Source organism: Halioglobus japonicus (assembly GCF_001983995.1).
Classification (GTDB): Bacteria; Pseudomonadota; Gammaproteobacteria; order Pseudomonadales; family Halieaceae; genus Halioglobus; species Halioglobus japonicus.
This window is the reverse complement of record NZ_CP019450.1, coordinates 844,555-862,011: the sequence shown is the minus strand read 5'-3', so window position 1 is coordinate 862,011 and position 17,457 is coordinate 844,555. Positions and strand designations below refer to the sequence as shown.

Annotated in this window: 23 protein-coding genes; 8 read left to right on the top strand and 15 right to left on the bottom strand. The window is 57.8% G+C overall.

The features are described from left to right. Positions 1–11: 11 nt before the first annotated feature. Positions 12–401, bottom strand: coding sequence for a hypothetical protein (locus tag BST95_RS20045; protein WP_180962036.1), 390 nt, complete (start codon positions 399–401; stop codon positions 12–14). A 243-nt stretch (positions 402–644) separates the two neighbouring features. Between BST95_RS20045 and BST95_RS04135 the strand changes: the two genes are divergently transcribed. Next, positions 645–866 (top strand): hypothetical protein, encoded by a 222-nt coding sequence (locus tag BST95_RS04135; RefSeq protein ID WP_066057347.1) that lies wholly within the window; start codon positions 645–647, stop codon positions 864–866. A gap of 26 nt (positions 867–892) precedes the next feature. Here the strand turns inward: BST95_RS04135 and BST95_RS04130 are convergent, their stop codons facing one another. Further along, positions 893–1,261 carry a hypothetical protein gene (locus BST95_RS04130; RefSeq protein ID WP_205737320.1) on the bottom strand — a complete coding sequence of 123 codons (369 nt, stop codon included), beginning with the start codon at positions 1,259–1,261 and terminating at the stop codon, positions 893–895. A 121-nt stretch (positions 1,262–1,382) separates the two neighbouring features. Here BST95_RS04130 and BST95_RS20320 point away from each other — a divergent pair, with 121 nt between their 5' ends. From BST95_RS20320 to glk, 5 genes are all read left to right on the top strand, one after another. Further along, positions 1,383–1,658 carry a DUF3012 domain-containing protein gene (locus BST95_RS20320; protein WP_084201040.1) on the top strand — a complete coding sequence of 92 codons (276 nt, stop codon included), beginning with the start codon at positions 1,383–1,385 and terminating at the stop codon, positions 1,656–1,658. Positions 1,659–1,671: 13 nt separating this feature from the next. After that, the gene (locus BST95_RS04120) at positions 1,672–2,481 is read left to right on the top strand and encodes a substrate-binding periplasmic protein (RefSeq protein WP_084198265.1); all 810 of its coding nucleotides are present in this window, start codon (positions 1,672–1,674) and stop codon (positions 2,479–2,481) included. 22 nt (positions 2,482–2,503) lie between these two features. Further along, a complete protein-coding gene (gene glpQ / locus BST95_RS04115) occupies positions 2,504–3,508 on the top strand; it encodes a glycerophosphodiester phosphodiesterase (protein ID WP_084198264.1) in 1,005 nt (334 codons plus the stop codon). Between the two features lie 130 nt (positions 3,509–3,638). Further along, a complete protein-coding gene (gene pyk / locus BST95_RS04110; protein WP_084201039.1) occupies positions 3,639–5,087 on the top strand; it encodes a pyruvate kinase in 1,449 nt (482 codons plus the stop codon). Continuing rightward, positions 5,087–6,040: a glucokinase gene (glk, locus tag BST95_RS04105; protein WP_084198263.1), complete on the top strand. Its 954-nt coding sequence runs from the start codon at positions 5,087–5,089 to the stop codon at positions 6,038–6,040. Before pyk ends, glk begins: the two co-directional genes overlap by 1 nt. 9 nt (positions 6,041–6,049) lie before the next feature. Here the strand turns inward: glk and BST95_RS04100 are convergent, their stop codons facing one another. Both BST95_RS04100 and BST95_RS04095 read right to left on the bottom strand, forming a co-directional pair. Next, the gene (locus tag BST95_RS04100) at positions 6,050–7,426 is read right to left on the bottom strand and encodes a histidine kinase dimerization/phospho-acceptor domain-containing protein (protein ID WP_084198262.1); all 1,377 of its coding nucleotides are present in this window, start codon (positions 7,424–7,426) and stop codon (positions 6,050–6,052) included. Then, the gene (locus tag BST95_RS04095; protein ID WP_084198261.1) at positions 7,423–8,085 is read right to left on the bottom strand and encodes a response regulator transcription factor; all 663 of its coding nucleotides are present in this window, start codon (positions 8,083–8,085) and stop codon (positions 7,423–7,425) included. Before BST95_RS04095 ends, BST95_RS04100 begins: the two co-directional genes overlap by 4 nt. A gap of 299 nt (positions 8,086–8,384) precedes the next feature. Here BST95_RS04095 and cspE point away from each other — a divergent pair, with 299 nt between their 5' ends. Next, a complete protein-coding gene (cspE, locus tag BST95_RS04090; protein WP_066057322.1) occupies positions 8,385–8,591 on the top strand; it encodes a transcription antiterminator/RNA stability regulator CspE in 207 nt (68 codons plus the stop codon). Positions 8,592–8,672: 81 nt separating this feature from the next. Here the strand turns inward: cspE and BST95_RS04085 are convergent, their stop codons facing one another. From BST95_RS04085 to lgt, 11 genes are all read right to left on the bottom strand, one after another. After that, entirely contained in the window at positions 8,673–10,013 is a 1,341-nt protein-coding gene (locus tag BST95_RS04085) for a tetratricopeptide repeat protein (RefSeq protein ID WP_066057319.1), read from the bottom strand. A gap of 15 nt (positions 10,014–10,028) precedes the next feature. After that, complete coding sequence (locus BST95_RS04080) at positions 10,029–10,631, bottom strand: energy transducer TonB (protein ID WP_066057316.1); 603 nt, start codon at positions 10,629–10,631, stop codon at positions 10,029–10,031. A 5-nt stretch (positions 10,632–10,636) separates the two neighbouring features. After that, the gene (locus BST95_RS04075; protein ID WP_102106332.1) at positions 10,637–11,047 is read right to left on the bottom strand and encodes an ExbD/TolR family protein; all 411 of its coding nucleotides are present in this window, start codon (positions 11,045–11,047) and stop codon (positions 10,637–10,639) included. Between the two features lie 11 nt (positions 11,048–11,058). Then, positions 11,059–11,283: an ExbD/TolR family protein gene (locus BST95_RS21290; protein ID WP_420866357.1), complete on the bottom strand. Its 225-nt coding sequence runs from the start codon at positions 11,281–11,283 to the stop codon at positions 11,059–11,061. Continuing rightward, entirely contained in the window at positions 11,277–11,468 is a 192-nt protein-coding gene (locus tag BST95_RS21285; RefSeq protein ID WP_420866356.1) for an ExbD/TolR family protein, read from the bottom strand. Before BST95_RS21285 ends, BST95_RS21290 begins: the two co-directional genes overlap by 7 nt. A 13-nt stretch (positions 11,469–11,481) precedes the next feature. Then, positions 11,482–12,000: a MotA/TolQ/ExbB proton channel family protein gene (locus BST95_RS04065; protein WP_066057308.1), complete on the bottom strand. Its 519-nt coding sequence runs from the start codon at positions 11,998–12,000 to the stop codon at positions 11,482–11,484. Position 12,001: 1 nt separating this feature from the next. Further along, entirely contained in the window at positions 12,002–13,384 is a 1,383-nt protein-coding gene (locus BST95_RS04060) for a MotA/TolQ/ExbB proton channel family protein (protein WP_084198260.1), read from the bottom strand. Then, positions 13,384–14,169 (bottom strand): DUF3450 domain-containing protein, encoded by a 786-nt coding sequence (locus BST95_RS04055; protein ID WP_066057303.1) that lies wholly within the window; start codon positions 14,167–14,169, stop codon positions 13,384–13,386. The genes BST95_RS04060 and BST95_RS04055 overlap by 1 nt, the downstream gene beginning before the upstream one ends. A 250-nt stretch (positions 14,170–14,419) precedes the next feature. Next, entirely contained in the window at positions 14,420–14,923 is a 504-nt protein-coding gene (locus BST95_RS04050; protein ID WP_229801749.1) for a dihydrofolate reductase, read from the bottom strand. 2 nt (positions 14,924–14,925) lie between these two features. Continuing rightward, on the bottom strand, positions 14,926–15,759 hold the full coding sequence (gene thyA / locus BST95_RS04045) for a thymidylate synthase (protein ID WP_066057300.1): 834 nt from the start codon (positions 15,757–15,759) through the stop codon (positions 14,926–14,928). Continuing rightward, entirely contained in the window at positions 15,756–16,568 is an 813-nt protein-coding gene (lgt, locus tag BST95_RS04040; protein WP_084198259.1) for a prolipoprotein diacylglyceryl transferase, read from the bottom strand. Before lgt ends, thyA begins: the two co-directional genes overlap by 4 nt. Positions 16,569–16,676: 108 nt before the next feature. On the opposite strand from lgt, the gene BST95_RS04035 reads away from it, so the two are divergent. After that, positions 16,677–17,453, top strand: coding sequence for an NRDE family protein (locus BST95_RS04035; RefSeq protein ID WP_084198258.1), 777 nt, complete (start codon positions 16,677–16,679; stop codon positions 17,451–17,453). Positions 17,454–17,457 lie beyond the last annotated feature (4 nt).

Here is a 17,457-nt window from a genome sequence, read left to right as displayed (position 1 = left end):
CAATCTCTCCCTTAACCGTTGCCGACGCTAAGGGCGCCGCCTGAAATTCGAAACACGACGTCGTTGCCCAGCAACAGGCCTTCGGGATTCAAGCGACCACCCGGCAGCGCGGTCACGTCGATATCGTAAATTTCACGACCGTCGTTCGCGGTCTCACCGGAAGGCGTAATGACCGACTCCAGGCTCGCGGGAATAACGCTCATGACGACATCGCCGTCTCCGCCGCCGTCTCCGCCACCGTCACCACCGCCGTCTCCGCCGCCATCACCACCGCCGTCGCCGTCAGGAGCAACAACAATCTGACCAGGCGAGACATTGTCAGACGAAGAACCACCACAGGCGGTGAGCGAAGTAAGAAGCAGCGCGAGCCATATCTGCTTCAGCCGAGTTTCACGAATCATGTTGAACCCCTGTTTTAAAGTGCAAGAACGCACGACACATATATTCCCGGCACATTCACCGGTTGCTATGGGCCGCAGTCTAAGAGGACAACGTGACAAAAATGTGATCTGGACATGTCGGAATTGTTAAATCTTATGTAGTGCTAGCGTGTTGTTAGCGGTCGAAGCATCTGGTGTCAGGTGAATACGTGTCATAAAAATTTCACCTGTTGGTAGCCTGCACGTCACTCAGGCGGCCGATGCTTGCGCCAGAACTACAATCAGGGCCAGGCCATGAATCGAGCTGCAGACAAAACCAATGAAGTTGAGAAAACGCGCATCCGCGACGAAATCGATGCGCAAATCGCCGAGTACCTGAAGGCGGGCGGTGAAATAGACGTGCTCAGCGACACGCCCAACCGAGGAAAATCCCCGATGGGTTCGGTCTGGCATAATGGTGATGATTTACCCGGCATCAACCCCTGACTATAACGGGGGCCGGCTGATGAAATCTAAGCCGAGCAAGGCGCGCTGCTAGAGATCCACCTCGCGGTGGTATTCGCGCTCAATTTTTTGCTGCTGCTCGTAGCGGCTGACACCGCGCCGGCGCTTGCTGTCACGCATGCGCTGTTGATAGCGCTTGCGCCGATAATCAGCCACCAGCCGGGGAATCGCTCAGCTTCCTCCTCTCCGGCGATCAGTGCCTCGATAAAGGCGATATCAATACCCACCCGGTAGGCAATGCGACTGGGGCGGATTTTATGGGCATGATACTCGGCCACAATATGCATCTGCTGCTCGCGGGAGTGGTGACACTCCCTGGAGTAACCGTAGGGCGGCGACGGGGTACGGGTGTCGTTGTGGGATAGTGATTCTGACATATCCCATTATTTAGCACCCCCCGGGAAATTGCAATTGCAGATACCCAGATGTCACGAAACTGGCGACATTCCCAAACCAGTGCAATACTGAAAGAGAATGCACACCCAGAAGGACACAACAATGAAACGAACTTTCCTTGCCACCGGTCTTATTGCGGGCGCACTGATTCTGAGCGCCTGCAGCGCTGAACCGGGTAGTGAACGCTGGTGTAACGAGAAAAAAGAACAACCCAAATCCGAGTGGACAGGCGGCGACGCTGCCACCTTTGCCAAGAACTGCATTATCGATGGCAGCGAGGTGGGTTCAGAAAAATGGTGCGAAAAACTGTCCGAGAAGGACAAGGGAGAATGGACCGCCAGCGAGGCGTCTACATTTGCCAAGCACTGTGTGATGTAAGGAAACAGATGCCATGACCACCTCTTTCACCCGGCTTTTGCCGGGTTTTGCTTTTCTTGTTGCCCTCGCTATTACCCCAGTCACTCTCGCGGGGGACTCGCTGCAGCGTGTTATCGATTTCAAGACCCTGACGGTAGGCACCTCCGGTGACCAACCGCCCATGACGGCCATTAGCAAGCAAGGCGGCGTCATGGGCTTTGATATTGATCTCGCCAAAGGCCTGGCCAAGGCCATGCGCGTCGAGCTGGATATCAAGGTCCTGCCCTTCGGCGAGCTGCTGGACGCCCTGGAGAACGATGAGATCGACATGATTATGTCGAATCTCTCGATTACCCCGGAGCGCTCCGAGCGGGCCCACTTCATCGGCCCCTACATGATGTCTGGCAAGTCAATCCTGACTCGCAGTTCAGTGCTGGCCGCCGCCCAGAACAGCGAGGACTTTAATCGCGCTGACCTTAAGCTGGCCGCCGTGGAGAACTCAACCAGCGCCATGTTCGTCAGCGAAATCGCCCCCGATGCTAACCTGGTGGCGGTAGAGAGCAGTGATGCCGGCGTAGCAATGCTGCTGCAAGGTAAAGTGGATGCACTAATGGCCGATATGGCCGTGTGCAAGCTCGCCGTGCTGCGCCACCGGGACGCTGGCCTAGTTACGCTGCAGGAACCGTTAACCATCGAACCCGTAGGCATTGCCGTGAGCCTCGACGACCCCTCTTTTCAGAATCTGGTAAGCAACTACCTGCGGGCATACGAGAAAACCGGCGTGCTCACCAACCTGCGCAAAAAATGGTTTGAGCAGAGCGACTGGGTGAGCGCACTGCCCTGATGGCAGCCCAGACACTTTCCCCATGTATCGGTTTATTTGCGCCCTGCTGGCGCTGCTGGGCATAAGCGTGGCCTCCGCCAATCCACTGGTGATCGCCCATCGCGGCGCCAGTGGTTACCTGCCTGAACACACCCTGGAAGCGAAGGCCATGGCCCACGCCATGGGAGCGGACTTTCTCGAACAGGACGTGGTATTAACCGCCGATGGCATACCTATTGTCTTACACGACATCCACCTGGACCCAACCACCGATGTGGAAGAGCGCTTCCCCGATCGCGCCCGAGAGGATGGGCGCTACTATGCGCTGGATTTCAGTCTGGCGGAGATTCGCTCGTTGCGCGCCCATGAGCGCACTGTTAAGCGCGACACCGGCGAGCGCGAAGCCGCCTATCCCGGGCGGTTCCCACTCGATACCGGCCATTTCACGGTGCCTACCTTAAAGGAAGAGATCGATCTCATCACAGGCCTCAATCGCAGCACCGGCCGCCACACAGGTCTCTACATCGAATTGAAAGCTCCCCAATGGCACACGCAGCAGGGCTACGACGCCGCCAAGGCGGTTCTCGCCGTGCTCGAGCAAACCGGCTACACAGACCAATCCGATCGGGTCATTCTCCAGTGTTTCGACGCGGCTACCCTCAGGCGCCTGCGCCATGAACTGAACACACCGCTACCGCTCATTCAACTCATCGCCGACAATAGCTGGGGCGAAGACGGTGACAATGACTACGATGCCATGCGCACCGCCGCGGGCATTGCCGATATCGCCACCTACGCCGATGGCATCGGCCCCTGGATTCCCCAGTTGCTCACAATCGATGGCGCCAGCGGAGCAGCATTCAGTACCGGACTTGCGGAGTTGGCTCACGAGGCGGGCCTGGTGGTCCATCCCTATACCTTGCGTGCCGACGACCTGCCCGATGGCATAACCGTGGAGCAGTTACACACTGCGCTGTTTGAGCTTGTAAAAGCCGACGGTTTGTTTACCGATTTCCCAGATCTCACGCGCGCGTTCCTGGACAGGTAAGATTCACGCGCTCCCCGCTGGCGCCACCGCTCACAACAGGGCATTATTCCTTTACCGGTTCCCCACAAACCCGATTAACGCCAGCCTCTTTGCACTGGCGTCCAAAAGCACCCGCAGATTGGACATCGACGTGACACCAAAAATAAATCGACGGACCAAAATTGTTGCCACCGTAGGTCCGGGCAGTGAATCCGAGGACATGCTCGCCAGGCTCATCAGTGCCGGCGTGGACGTATTCCGCCTCAACTTCAGCCATGGCAGCAGCGAGCAGCATGCGCTCGTGGCCAAGCGGATACGTAAACAGTCAGCCATCGCCGGGCGCTACGTGGGCATACTCGCCGATCTGCAGGGCCCAAAAATCCGCATCAGCACGTTTCGCGAAGGCGCCGTCCAACTCGCAGAAGGTGACCCATTTCGGCTGGATCTGAACCTGGGTGAATGTGAGGGCGATCAACGCGCCGTGGGCCTGGACTATCGCGAGCTATGCAATTTCGTCAGCCGCGACGACATCCTCCTGCTGGACGACGGCCGCATGCGACTCAAGGTCGATGAGGTCACTGCCTCAACGGTTGAGTGCACCGTCGTCATTGGTGGCAAGCTAAGTTCTCGCAAGGGTATTAATCGACTCGGTGGTGGTCTGGCCGCCCCGGCGCTTACCATAAAAGACATGGCCGACATCAAGGAACTCAGCCACGTTAAACCTGATTTCGTGGCGGTGTCCTTTGTGTCCAGCGCAGCTGATATCCAGCAAACTCGCGATCTACTCAACGAGAGCAACGTCGATGCAGGCATTATCGCCAAGATCGAACGGGCTGAAGTCGTGGCCGACGAAGAAATCCTCAACGGTATTATCCGCGCCTCGCTGGGCGTCATGGTTGCCCGCGGCGACCTGGGTGTAGAGGTGGGTGACGCGCAGCTGATCGGTATTCAAAAGGAACTCATTGCCCGCGCGCGTAAAATGGATCGCGTGGTAATTACCGCCACACAAATGATGGAGTCCATGATCGACAACTCCATGCCCACGCGCGCGGAGGTATTTGACGTTGCCAACGCCGTGCTCGACGGCACGGACGCAGTCATGCTGTCTGCTGAAACCGCGGTCGGCAAGTACCCCGTGGAAGTAGTCAAAGCCATGTCAGACGCGGCACTGGGTGCCGAGCGGCAAGCCGTTGCCCGCACCTCTCGCTATCGACTGGAACGCCAGTTCTCCACGGCCCAGGAAACCATTGCCATGGCCGCAATTTACGCCGCCAACCACTACGGCAACGTCCGCGGCATTGCCTGCCTGACCGAGAGCGGCAGCACCCCACTGCTCATGTCGCGCCTCAGTTCCGGGCTCCCTATTTTCGGCATGAGTGCCAGGCCGGAGACTCTGCAAAAGCTCACCCTCTGCCGAGGGGTTGTGCCCAAGTTCTTCGATGCCGGCGCTTTCGACGACGAAGAAATCGAGTCCCGCGCGATTGAATTCCTCCAAGACGGCGGCTATTTGCGCAAGGGCGATTCGATCCTGCTCACCAAGGGCACCGTCATGGGTCAAACCGGCTCCACCAACATCATGAAGATACTCGAAGTCCAATAATGCCCCACACTCGCCTCGTCGCCGATGTTGGCGGCACCAATACCCGCATCGGTATCTACGATGCTGACATTAACGACTTTCGGTCCGTTACCGGCTACAGCAACAACGAGTACGACAACCTGGAAGAAGTCATCGAGCAGTGGCTTGGCGATCTCGAGGAAGCACCACCACAGCAGGCCTGTATTGCAGCAGCAGCTCCACCTTCCGGTGACCGGGTACAGATGATTAACATTGGCTGGGGTTTTTCCTGCAGCGAGCTGGCGACGCGATTCGGCTTTTCCCAATTTCTCTGGCTCAACGACTTTCAGGCCAATGCCCACGCCCTTCCGTACCTGGGCAGTGGCGAACTCGAAGGCGTGCAGGCGGGAGAAACCAATAATGAACTGCCGCTGGCGGTTGTGGGCCCTGGCACCGGCCTGGGCGGCGCCTCATTGCGGCAAGTGAACGGCATAGCCGTAGCCAGTGACGCCGAGCCAGGACACGCGGGCCTGTCCCCCGGCAACGAACTAGAGCTGGCCATATTCCAGCACCTGCTGCCCCAGTACGGCAACATCTACACTGAGCTGTTCGTCTGTGGCGCGGGCCTGGCGCGCCTCTACCAGACCATTGCACAGATCAATGGTCAGCCGGTGGAAGATTTAACGCCTGCTCAGGTTTCTGAGCGCGCCCTGGCCGGGAGTGACAGCCACTGTGTTACCGCACTGGAAACTTTCTGCGCGTTGTTGGGATCCTGTTGCGGTGATTTCGTGCTGAGTAACGGGGCCTACGGCGGGCTGTTTATCGCCGGCGGCATTGTCCCGCGCATCACACCCTATCTCCGTGAAAGTGCCTTTCTGGAGCGTTTCCGGGCCAAGGGCGCCATGCAAGAGTTTCTCTCCAGGGTACCGGTGCAAATCATTACCGCCCCACACCCCGGCCTCGTAGGTGCGGCCCACGCACCCATAAAGGAATAGCGGCGCGCCTCAGACGGGGAAGCGAATCTCCACACGGAAACCCTGGCCGTCGACGCCTGCGCCGACGTTGAACTGTGCTTGATGCAACTGGGCGATGCGGCTGACGATGGACAAACCCAGTCCGCTGCCAACGCCGCCGGCGCCTGGCACCCGGTAAAAGCGCTCGGTAATCCGTGCCATCTCCTCACCTGACAGCGGCTGACAATCGTTGGCGATCGTGATTACGCCTGGTTCCTCCAGAGTAATGCGTACCACTGAGTGCTCGGTTGCGTAGCGGAATGTATTAATCACCAGATTGCGCAGCATAATCGCCAGGGCCTCTTCACTGCCATCAACCAACACTTCCGGGCCCTCGTTGAGATCAACCTCCAGTGAACGGTCCGCAGCGAGGTGACCATTCTCGGCCAGCACGCTCACCAGCAGGTGACGCAGCGCCACCGGTTGCAGGTGCATGGGCTGGTCCGGATCCAGTCTGGCGAGAGTCAGCAGCTGCTCAACCGAGTGACTGGCACGATCCACCCTAGCGGCGATCCGCCCCAGCATCCGCGCGCCTTCATCAGTCTGCAGCTGCCGCTGGCATAGCTGCACTTCGGTCTTGATGGCAGCCAGCGGCGTTAACAGTTCGTGGGCCGCATTGGCAGTGAAGCGCTGCTCACCCTCCAGCGCCTCGGCGAGCCTGTGCAACAGGTCATTCAGCGAATCAACCACCGCTTCAACTTCCTCTGGCACCGTCTCGGTATCGACCGGGTCTAGCAGGCCGGGTTTGCGCCGGGCAATTTGCCTGGCCAATTCATCGAGTGGCTTGAGGCCGCGCATAACCCCCAGAAACAACACCAATATCGTCAGCGGCAACACAATAACCAGCGGCTGCAGGGAACGCCCCACGGTATCGAGCATGGCAGTCCTGGCCGCGCCCAGTTCAATGCCCACACGGATCCAAAGTGCATCCTGCGCGTTATACAGGGTCAACACACGCCAATGGGTGGCACCTTCGTCCCGGTCCATCGATACCAGGCCTGTTGCAGCGGGCTGGTCGAAATGCGGAGCGTCGGCGGTCACTGCAATCAAGTAGCCGTTTTCCCAGACATTCACCGCAGGACTGAGCTCCGGCGCGATGGGTAGATCGATCACAATTGGCTCGATGTGGGCGCGATCATATGCGTGGCCGGACCACGACTCATACAAGGGTTGGCCGTCTTCCAGTTGGCGGGCAAACACCCCGGTCACATAACTGACCAGGCTGGCATACTGGACCAATTGCCGGTCAACCTGAGCGTGCAGCACCCGGTTGGCGTAAAAGTAGGTGAGACCGGCAGAGGCGGTCCAGGCAAACAGCATGAATGCGAGCAGCGTCCACACCAGCCGCTGTTTCAGCGAGAGCTTCATGTCGGGATGCGGTAACCTACCCCGCGCATGGTCTCGATAGTGGCACTGCCGAAGCGTTTACGCAGCCGCGAGATATAGACCTCGACCGTATTTGAGCCAACCTCCTCGCCCCAGCTGTAAATGCCCTCCTCCAGACGCGCCCGGGAAACAAAACGACCGGCGTTACGCACCAGGATTTCCAGAATCGCATATTCGCGCGCGGTCAGGTCCAGCGTTTCTCCCTCGAAGGCGACTGCCCTGTCTGCAGGATCAACTTCTATGCCCGCTGCCCGCATCGTCGCCGTACCACGGCCCTGTCCACCACGGCGGCGCAACAGCGAGCGCATACGCGCAAACAGCTCGTCGATCTCAAACGGCTTGGTGAGAAAGTCATCGGCACCAGAGTCGAGACCGTCGACCTTGTCATCAAGCGTATTGCGGGCGGTCAGTAACAGCACAGGCAGGTCGTGTTTATCGGCGCGCAGCTGGCGCAGCACCTGCATACCGGGAACCCCCGGCAAACCGAGGTCGAGAATAATCAGGTCGTAGGGCGTCGCACCCAGAGCCGCGCGAACCGGTTCACCGCTGCGCAGCCAATCTACGGCATATTTTTCCAGGCGCAGGGCGCTCTCCAGGGATTCACCCAGTTGTATGTCGTCTTCGACAAGCAGAATGCGCACGGCGATCTCACATTACAAAAAAGCGTTTACACAGGGTATACCGGCAACGAAATTGATGGAACTGCCCCGTCATGGTGCACCACCGGTGTTTCGGGGATCGGCATTATTGCCGAAATTCTCTTGACACTGAAAGATGATATTTACTGATCTAGTGATACACTCGAAGAGTCGGCTTACTGTATCGCCGGCAGGATTTGGATAGCGGTCGAAGTTCCCACGAGTTCATCGGTACGTAAACCATATAAATTGATTAGAAGGGCAAGCCGGCAGGCGCCTCAAGTAACAGGAAAACTATTGTTATGTCTTCAACTACCGGAACCGTGAAGTGGTTTAACGAAAGCAAGGGCTTTGGCTTTATCGAACGCGAAGATGGTCCAGATGTATTCGTCCACTTCAGCGCCATTAAAGGCGACGGCTTCCGCACCCTGGCTGACGGCCAGAAAGTGCAGTTTGACGTAACTGATGGCCAGAAAGGTCCTCAGGCGGAAAACGTTGTCGCGATCTAAATCTTTTTGGATTGAAATAAAAAAAGGAGCCTCACGGCTCCTTTTTTGTGCCTGCGATTCAGCGCAGGCCAAAGCGGGGAATCAACCCTCGGCCATGGCCTTCTGACGCTCGAGCTCGGAATCCATGTAGCGGATCCACTGGCGTGCGTACTTTTCTGAGCGCTCATCCCGGGCTGCTGCCTGGAATGCCTTGCGGGCATTGTCGTACTGCTTGGTATTGAAGTACGCCATGCCGAGCACCAGACGAGCCGTGTCAGGGCGCTTGACCCCGCCGCGATTGAGGCCTCTGTTAATGGCCGTAATCGCCTTCTCGTTCTGGTCGCCATCGAGGTAGATGTTACCCAGACGCGCATACAACTCACCGGTTTCAGACTTGGCCGCGGCTTTCTCCATCGCTGGAATCGCCTTGTCCGTCTCCTGGGACTGACGCCAGGCACTACCAGCAATTTCCCAGTTCTTGGACTTGTCATCGATAGAGCCATCATTGAGCCCCTTATCCATGACAGTGGCCGCTTTGTAAGGCACATCGGCGTTCAGGTAGAGATAGGCCATAGTGACCTGCTCTGAACCCTTGTCGAGCATACCCTGTACGTAAGCGGTTTCCATGGCGCCCAGTTGGTCGGTTTCCTTCTTCTGCTCGCCGTACATATGCGACAGCTGCACCCAGTACTGCTTCTTGGGGTAGTGCTGCAGAAGAATTTCCAGCGTGTCCACGGTATTCGGGATATCGTTTTTCTCGAAGTACAGGAAACGCGCCAGGTTATACCACTGCTCCTTGGGGAGCTTGCCCTTTTCGTTGTACATGGAGATCGCTTTCTCCACGTTGGTGAGGGCGCGGTTGTAGTCCTTCTTCTGGTAGTAACCCTGGGCCAGCAACACATAAGCTGCAGCGTTGGGGCTTTCCGTCATATCAAACCACTTGAGCAGCGCATCAATACCGCGGTCCCAGTCTTCCTGCACGAAGTACAGCTGAGCAATGGTGTAGCGGGTATTGATTTCCATCGCCAGGGGAATATCGGGCTGAGCCACAACATTCTCGTAGGCTTTCAGGGCCTGCGGGTAATTTTCCTGGGTGTAGTAGATGAAGGCGTAAAGATTATAGACGTTGGCCAGCTCATAGCTGTTCAGCGCCTTCTTGCCGCCCGCGGCCACCATACCGTCGAGGATTTTCTTCGCGCCCGCCAGGTCTTTCGCCTCAGCAGCGGCCTGCGCCTCTGCCAGCTTCTCGTAGACCTTGTTGCGCAGCGCCGGAGTACGGCGTGTTTCGCGGGTGTCGGCTTTCTTCTCTTCCTGTGCCACTGCGGCAGTGAAGGGAGCGTAGCCTGCGTCGCGCTGTAACTGGGTCACAGCCACCTGGGTAGCCAGCACCGGCACTGCCAGGAGTGCGGCGCGGGTCCAGGTCTGGTGTCTAAACAATTTCATAGCAAACCAACCTTGTTACTGTTCCAGCTCGTAGGTGAACTTGTTCTGTACACCGGCTACTTCGATAGCTTCGCCATCGACAACACGGGGCTTGTACTTGAACTTGAGCGCCGCCTTGACAGAAGCTTTCTCAAACACACCGGATGGCTGGCAATCTACGGCCTGGGGATCGCGGATCGCACCAGAGGTGGTCACCGTGTACTCCACAATGCAGTAACCCGTAATACCGCGGGTCTGGGCACGACGGGGGTAAATCGGCGCCACCTTAACAATGGGCAGATATTCACCGTCGCCAGAGGACATGCCAGTGCTTGAGATCTCGACATCAATGCTCGCAGAGGGCGCATTGTTAGCAACGTCCATATCCATATCCATCACCAGGTCTGGCGTATCCAGATCCGGTGGCGGCTCCTCGGGGTCTTCTACCTTATCGGGCTTCTGGGTATCGGCCTCGAGAGTAATTTCCTCGTCGGGCTGAACCAGATCCGCGATCTTGGTGTTCTTGACCTCGGGGTTCTCAAAATCGCGATCAATCAGGCTGTGCATGACCAGGAACAGGCCCACCACAACGGGCAGGGCCAACAGAATTGAGACAATTGTTCTCACACTATTACCCATCAGACTTACCCCGCCTCATCAGTAGAGGCACACAGGGGCGCATCCATCAGAGGCTTGAGTACAGCCAGTAATTCACTCAGTACCGACGTCGGTGCATCGACATCCGCCTGGATCACGAAGTTCGCCTTGGGCGCTTCTTTCTTTGCTGCTTCAGCCAAACGATAGGCCCTATCAACAGGAATCTGGTTCTTGTTGTAATAGATATCGCCGACTGAGTTAACAGCGAAGATGATTGTGCCGCGGTCGCAGGGGCTGGTGGTAACGGCCTGTGCTTTCAGCAGGTCGACACCGGGCTCCTTCACGAAAGACGACGTGACAATAAAAAAGATGAGCATGATGAACACAACGTCCAGCATTGGGGTGAGGTCGATATCGCCCTCACCGCTGGCCTCTGCGCCTGCACGCCCAGCTGACATACTACGTCTGCTCACTGTTTTTCCTCCGCTGGCCAGCTGACCTGTTTTACACCCGCCTCTCGAGCGGCGTCGCCCACCTCAAGCAGGGTTCCGGCGCTGGCGCCAGGTTCGGTCTTAACCGTAAATCCGGCTTCAGGATCGGACGCCAGGACACGCGCTACGTTAGCGCGCACTGCGCGAATATCGATCCGACGGTTTTCCATCCAGATCTGGTTGTCACCAGTAATGGTTACCACGATGCTCTCGGAGTCGGTTTCCGGGGATTCTGGTTGCTATCGGGCCGGTTCACTTCGATACCGGCCTCCTTGAGGAAGGAAGCAACCACGATGAAGAAGATCAACATGATAAATACCACGTCGAGCATTGGCGTCAGGTCGATCTGCGCCTCATCTGCTTCAGCTTCTCGATTTCTGTTTCGCATTAATCTTGCTCTGTTAGTGATCTGTCGTCAGGTTGTCCTGCAGGAATTCACCTTCCCGCTGAGCAATCCTGGTCACATAAGTGTTGGCAAAGACCCCTGACAGCGCAGCTACCATGCCGGCCATGGTGGGAATGGTGGCCTGTTGCACACCACCCGCCATGGATTTGGCATCGCCACCGCCGGTGACAGCCATGATGTTGAACACCTCAATCATGCCGGTAACAGTACCGAGCAGGCCGAGCAGCGGGCACAACGCTACCAGTGTCTTAATCACTGGCAGGTTGCGGTTAATCTGCATGCGGCTCTGGGAGATCATCATCTGACGGATCTGGAAAGCCTCCCAGGACTTCCGCTCAGGGCGGCCTTCCCACTTGGCAATCACTTGCGCTACGTCTTTCTTCCAACCCATCTGGAAATACCAGAAGCGTTCAAATATCAGGGTCCACATCACGAACAAGAGCGCGGCGATCAGCCACAGGACGTCGCCGCCCTTGTCCATGAAGCCGAGGAGTACCTCGATCAAATCGCCCATATCAAGACCTCAGATTGGCTTCTGTGTGCTCTGCGATCATGCCGGTGGTCTGCTCGTCCAGGATGTGAATGATGCGCTGTGCGCGGCCATTCACAACGGTGTGCAGCAGTACGGTCGGGATGGCTACCAACAGACCCAGTACGGTCGTTATCAATGCACCGGAGATACCGCCGGCCATTGCCTTCGGATCGCCCGCACCAAAGATGGTGATCGCCTGGAAGGTGATGATCATACCGGTTACGGTACCCAGCAGACCCATCAGCGGCGCGACCGCAGCGATGATCTTCAACAGGGTAAGACCGCTTTCCAGCTTGGGAGTTTCCTTCAACACGCCCTCGGACAGCTTGAGCTCGAGAGTCTCGGTGTCCATGGTGGGGTTGTCCTCGTGGATCTTAAGGACGCGGCCCAGCGGGTTGTTGTCGTTAGCCTTGTCGCTCTTCAGCTGAGAGTTAACCTTGGCACCAACGGCAGTCAGGACAATCATGCGCCAGATGGCCAGCAGGAAGGCGAAGATACCCACGGCAGTGATGGCGTAGCCAACATAGCCGCCCTGGTGCCAGCGCTCTTCCAGCGTGGGCGTATCGATGATCGCCGCCAGGAAAGAACCGCCGGTAGGACCAGTGGGGTCAATACCAAAGCTGTTCAGGCCACCGGTAGCGTTGGCCAGGTCAGCCGCCCAACCCGTGTAGGGACCGCTGGGCTGACGAGGCAGCTCGCTCAGGCTACCTGAGTCGTAGGACAGGTAGTTGCCATCAGTATCAACCAGGTTGAAAGCACCCACACGCAGCACTTCGCGCGGCGCGCGCTCACCCGCAGGTGAAGCAACTTCAGCGTCGAACTTGGTCACAACACCGGTTTCGCGAATTTCACGCATCAGCTCGAACCAGACGCGCTCAATTTCTTCGATGCTAGGCAGCTGGTCAGAGCTGCTCATCTTGTCGATCAGGTCTTTCAGGAAGACTTCACGACCGGGGTACTGAGCTGAGGCCAGGGACACTTCCAGATTGGAAGACAGGTCGCCGGCAGCAGATGTCAGGTGACCGAACAGTTCAGTCAAGGTACCCAGGCGCTCTTGCAGCTGTTCCTGCTTGGCTGCGATCAGCAGCTGGTTTTCTTCGAATTTCGCTTCAAGCTCAGCACTCAGTTGTTCCTGACGGGCACGCTCAGCTTCGGCACGCTTCAGTGCAGCAGCCTGGTTGGCCTTGTCTTTGGAGAACTTGGCTTCGCGAGCACGGTTTTCCTTGGCTTCAGTCACCTGGCCCTGCTTCACGTAGTTCAGCAGCTCGTCCAGAGACTTCGCTTCCTGCGCCATGACAGCGCTGGCGGAGAAGGACAATACGCCTGTCAGCGCCAGGGCTGCGGCTTTTACAAATTTAACGCTCATTAGTTAGCCTCCGGCGCAGAAACGGGCATGTTCAACAGTTCAATGGTCGCCTGCTTCTTCGCAATGCGAATGCCTTTGCGAATCGCGGCGTCGTACTCACCGGCGGGGAGCTCGACAAAGCTGCCTGCACCCTTGTCCCATGCGCCAGATACAGCGCCATCGGTAGTCTGGTAAACCAGGGCGATACGACCAATACGGAGGAAGTCCACATCGCGCGGAGCACCTGCCACTTCGATGGTTCCGCGGTAAGTGTCAATGCCGCGACCATACTGGAGTTCAATGTTGTAAGCCTCGAGCACGCCGCGGAATTTCTCTGCTACGGAGACATCGGCGCGATCGATGTTGCTGCGCAGGAACTCAACACGCTCCATACGCTGATCTTTTTCGAAAGGCACGTCGAGCTCAACGAACTGCTCGAGACCGTCGATCATGCGGATAACCAGTGGGGTCATCTGACGCTGAATGACAGTCACCTGGGAGATAGACTCTTCGATCTCGCCCACGCGCTTGTTCTGGTTTTCGATCTGGCGCTGCAGACGTGCGTTGTAAACCTTGAGACCGTCTACCTGCTTCATGACGGTCTTGTAGTCCGTCAGCAGATCGCTGGTTTCGTCGGCCAGGCGATCGATTTTCGCCTGAGATTTGCGAGCGGCATTATTTTTCGCTTCGCTGACGTCCAGAATTTGATCCAAAGTGCTGGCCTGTACAGCTGCAGTCGCTCCCGCCAGGGTACCGGCGGCGACGAGCGCAGCGATCAGTCCATTTTTCAATCGATGCATAGTCATGAGGGTTAAGTTTCCTATGTCCAACAAAAAGAATTCGGCTCTGAAAAACCGTTTATTTAGCAGTAGATATATAGTGGATAAATCAGAGTCGGTAAACCGAGGGGGCGAATTTAAACCATTCGGGTGAGGATTATCAATTTTCTTACCCCCCCAGAGGGGTTAGTGGCTCGCATTGTGTACGAAAGTAACACTTTGCTCAAGGGAGCAGCTCGGGAGTAACAGGCGGCCAAAATCGGGCATTGATGCACCCTTATCGCTCATAGACCACGAAGCTATAGTCGTAGGGATTAGGCCCCGCAGCGCTGAAATCCTGTCGACTCACTTCCTGCCACTCACTGCGATCCACCCCCACCAGATAGGCATCGCCCTCTACATCGGCGTGCACCTCGGTAAAATACAGCCGCGACGCCCGGAGAATGGCGGCTTCGTAGATCTGTGCCCCACCTATCACCATCAGCTCATCGCAGCCTTCAATCAGGGCAATATCCTCGGCCAGGGCCAGGGCCTCGTCGAGACTGTGCACTACCCGCACGCCCTCGGGGGCAAAATCAGTGCGGGATGTCAGCACTATATTGGTGCGCCCGGGCAACGGCCGCCCGATGGACTCGTAGGTCTTGCGCCCCATGACAATGGGCTTGCCCATCGTCACCTGCTTGAAATAGCGCAGATCCTCCGGCAAGTGCCACGGCAGGGCATTATTGCGGCCGATAACGCCATTGCGCGCCGCTGCCACAATGACTGCTAGCTCCACCACGCCTAGACCGCTACCGGCGCAGAGATATTAGGGTGCGGGTCGTAGCCCTCGAGTTCAAAGTCCTCAAACCGGTAGTCGTAGATACTGTCGGGCTTGCGCAGGATTTTCAGCCTGGGCAACGCACGCGGAGCCCGCGACAGCTGCTCCTGCACCTGCGTCATGTGGTTGCTATACAGGTGCGAATCCCCCGTGGTGACAATAATTTCGCCCGGCTCCAGGTCACACTGCTGGGCGAGCATCATGGTGAGTACCGCCAGGCTCGCCGTGTTATAGGGCAGACCGAGGAAGGTATCACTGGACCGGATATATAGCTGGGCTGACAACTTACCGCCCGCCACATAGAACTGATACAGCAGGTGACAAGGCGGCAGCGCCATGCGGCCGGCGGCCACGTTTTCCTGGGGGCTGACGCTTTCGTCCGGCAGATACTCCACATTCCAGCCATGGAACAGAATGCGGCGACTGTCGGGGTTATTGCGCAGGGTCTCCACCACATAATCGATCTGGTTGACGCTGCCACCGTCGCGGGTCGGCCAGGCCGTCCACTGGGCGCCGTAGAGCGGCCCCAGATCGCCGGTCTCGGTGGCCCATTCATCCCAGATCGAGACGCCATTTTCGTTCAGCCAGGCGGTATTGGTATCACCCTTCAGAAACCAGATCAGCTCATTGATGATGCTTTTGAGATGCAGCTTCTTGGTGGTGAGCAGCGGAAAACCATCCGCCAGGTTGTGCCGGTACTGGCGACCAAAAACCGACAGCGTGCCGGTGCCGGTGCGGTCACCCTTTTGCACGCCGTTTTCGAGAATATCTTCCAGCAGATCGAGATATTGTTTCATTTACCTTGTTCCGTCGCGGCAGTTGACTGCTGGCGGCCATAAGCCACCCACAACAGCACAATGCCAGTAATAATCATGGGAATACACAGCATCTGACCCCGGGTCATCCAGCCGAACGCCTGGAACCCAAGGTGCGCATCAGGCTCGCGGAAAAACTCCGAGAAGAAACGCACGCACCCGTAAAGGAGTGAGAACACCCCAGACACAGCACAGGTCGGCCTGGGTCGGGATGAGAACCAGATCAGCACCGTGAACAACAACACGCCCTCCAGGGCGAACTGGTAGAGCTGCGACGGGTGCCGTGCCAGCTGCAGGGGATCAGCGGGGAATACCATGGCCCATGGCACATCGGTGGCTCTGCCCCAGAGCTCCTGGCCAATAAAATTACCCAGGCGACCGAGTCCCAAACCAATAGGGACGAATGGCGCCACGAAGTCCATCAACTTCCAGAAGGCAATATTGTGCCGCCTGCCAAACAAATACATGGCAAACAACACACCCAGGAAACCGCCGTGGAATGACATCCCGCCCTCCCACAGGCGCAGCGCCCACATGGGGTCTTCCACCAGGCGTTCACCGCCGTACAGAAACGTGTATCCGACCCGGCCGCCGAGCACCACGCCCAGCGCCACATAAAACGTCAGGTCGTCCACCTGATCGCGCTGCACCGGGCTCCAGGGATGGCTGCTGCGGCGCATGGCCAACCACCAGCCGGCGGCAATACCGGTGAGGTAGGCAAGGCCATACCAATGTATTTTCAGTGGCCCCAGGGCCACTGCAACAGGGTCTATCTCAGGATAGGGCAGCATATTCAGACTCAATCTGGGCGCTCAGCCGACGGCCGGCGCAGGAAACGGGTATTATTATGCAGCGCGCAGCGTTTCACAATTGCGCACCACCCGACCGGAATGCCTTCGATGTGCCTGATTCTGTTTTCGTACCGCCAACACCCCCGCTACCCCTTACTGCTGGCCGCCAATCGGGACGAGTTTCACGCCCGCCCTACGCAGGCAGCCAGGTTCTGGCCCGACCACCCCGACGTGCTCGCCGGCAAAGATCTCCAGGCGGGCGGCACCTGGATGGGGATAAGCCGTGCAGGTCGCTTCGCGGCCATTACCAATTACCGGGACCCGGACCAGACTATCCCAGCACCGCGCAGCCGTGGCGAGCTGACCCTGGACTTTCTGACCGGGAATGAATCGCCCGCCACCTACCTGCAGCGCATTGGCGCGAGGGCCTCGGAATACGCGGGGTTCAACCTGCTGCTGGGGGACGCACACGGCCTCTGGTATTACAGCAATAGCGCCGCAGGCGAAGGGGACGGCGCGATCCAGCTCCAACCCGGTACATACGGTCTCAGCAACGCCCACCTGGACACCCCCTGGCCCAAAGTGGTGCACGGCAAACACGCCCTGCGCTCACTAAGCGGCGGCAGCGTCGATCACAATCTACTCGCAGAAGTGGTTGCCAGTGGCAACCTGGCAACGGAATCAGAACTGGCCGCCGTGGGCCTCAATGGCGAAATGGACAGAATGCTGTCGGCGCAATTTATTGTCAGCCCGACCTACGGAACCCGGGCGACAACCACGCTGTGGCTGGATACCGAGGGCCATGCCAGCTGGCGTGAAACCAGCTTTGACGCCAGCGGCGCTCCAATTGGCCAGGTGGTGGAGCGATTAACACTCAGCAGCTAAAAAG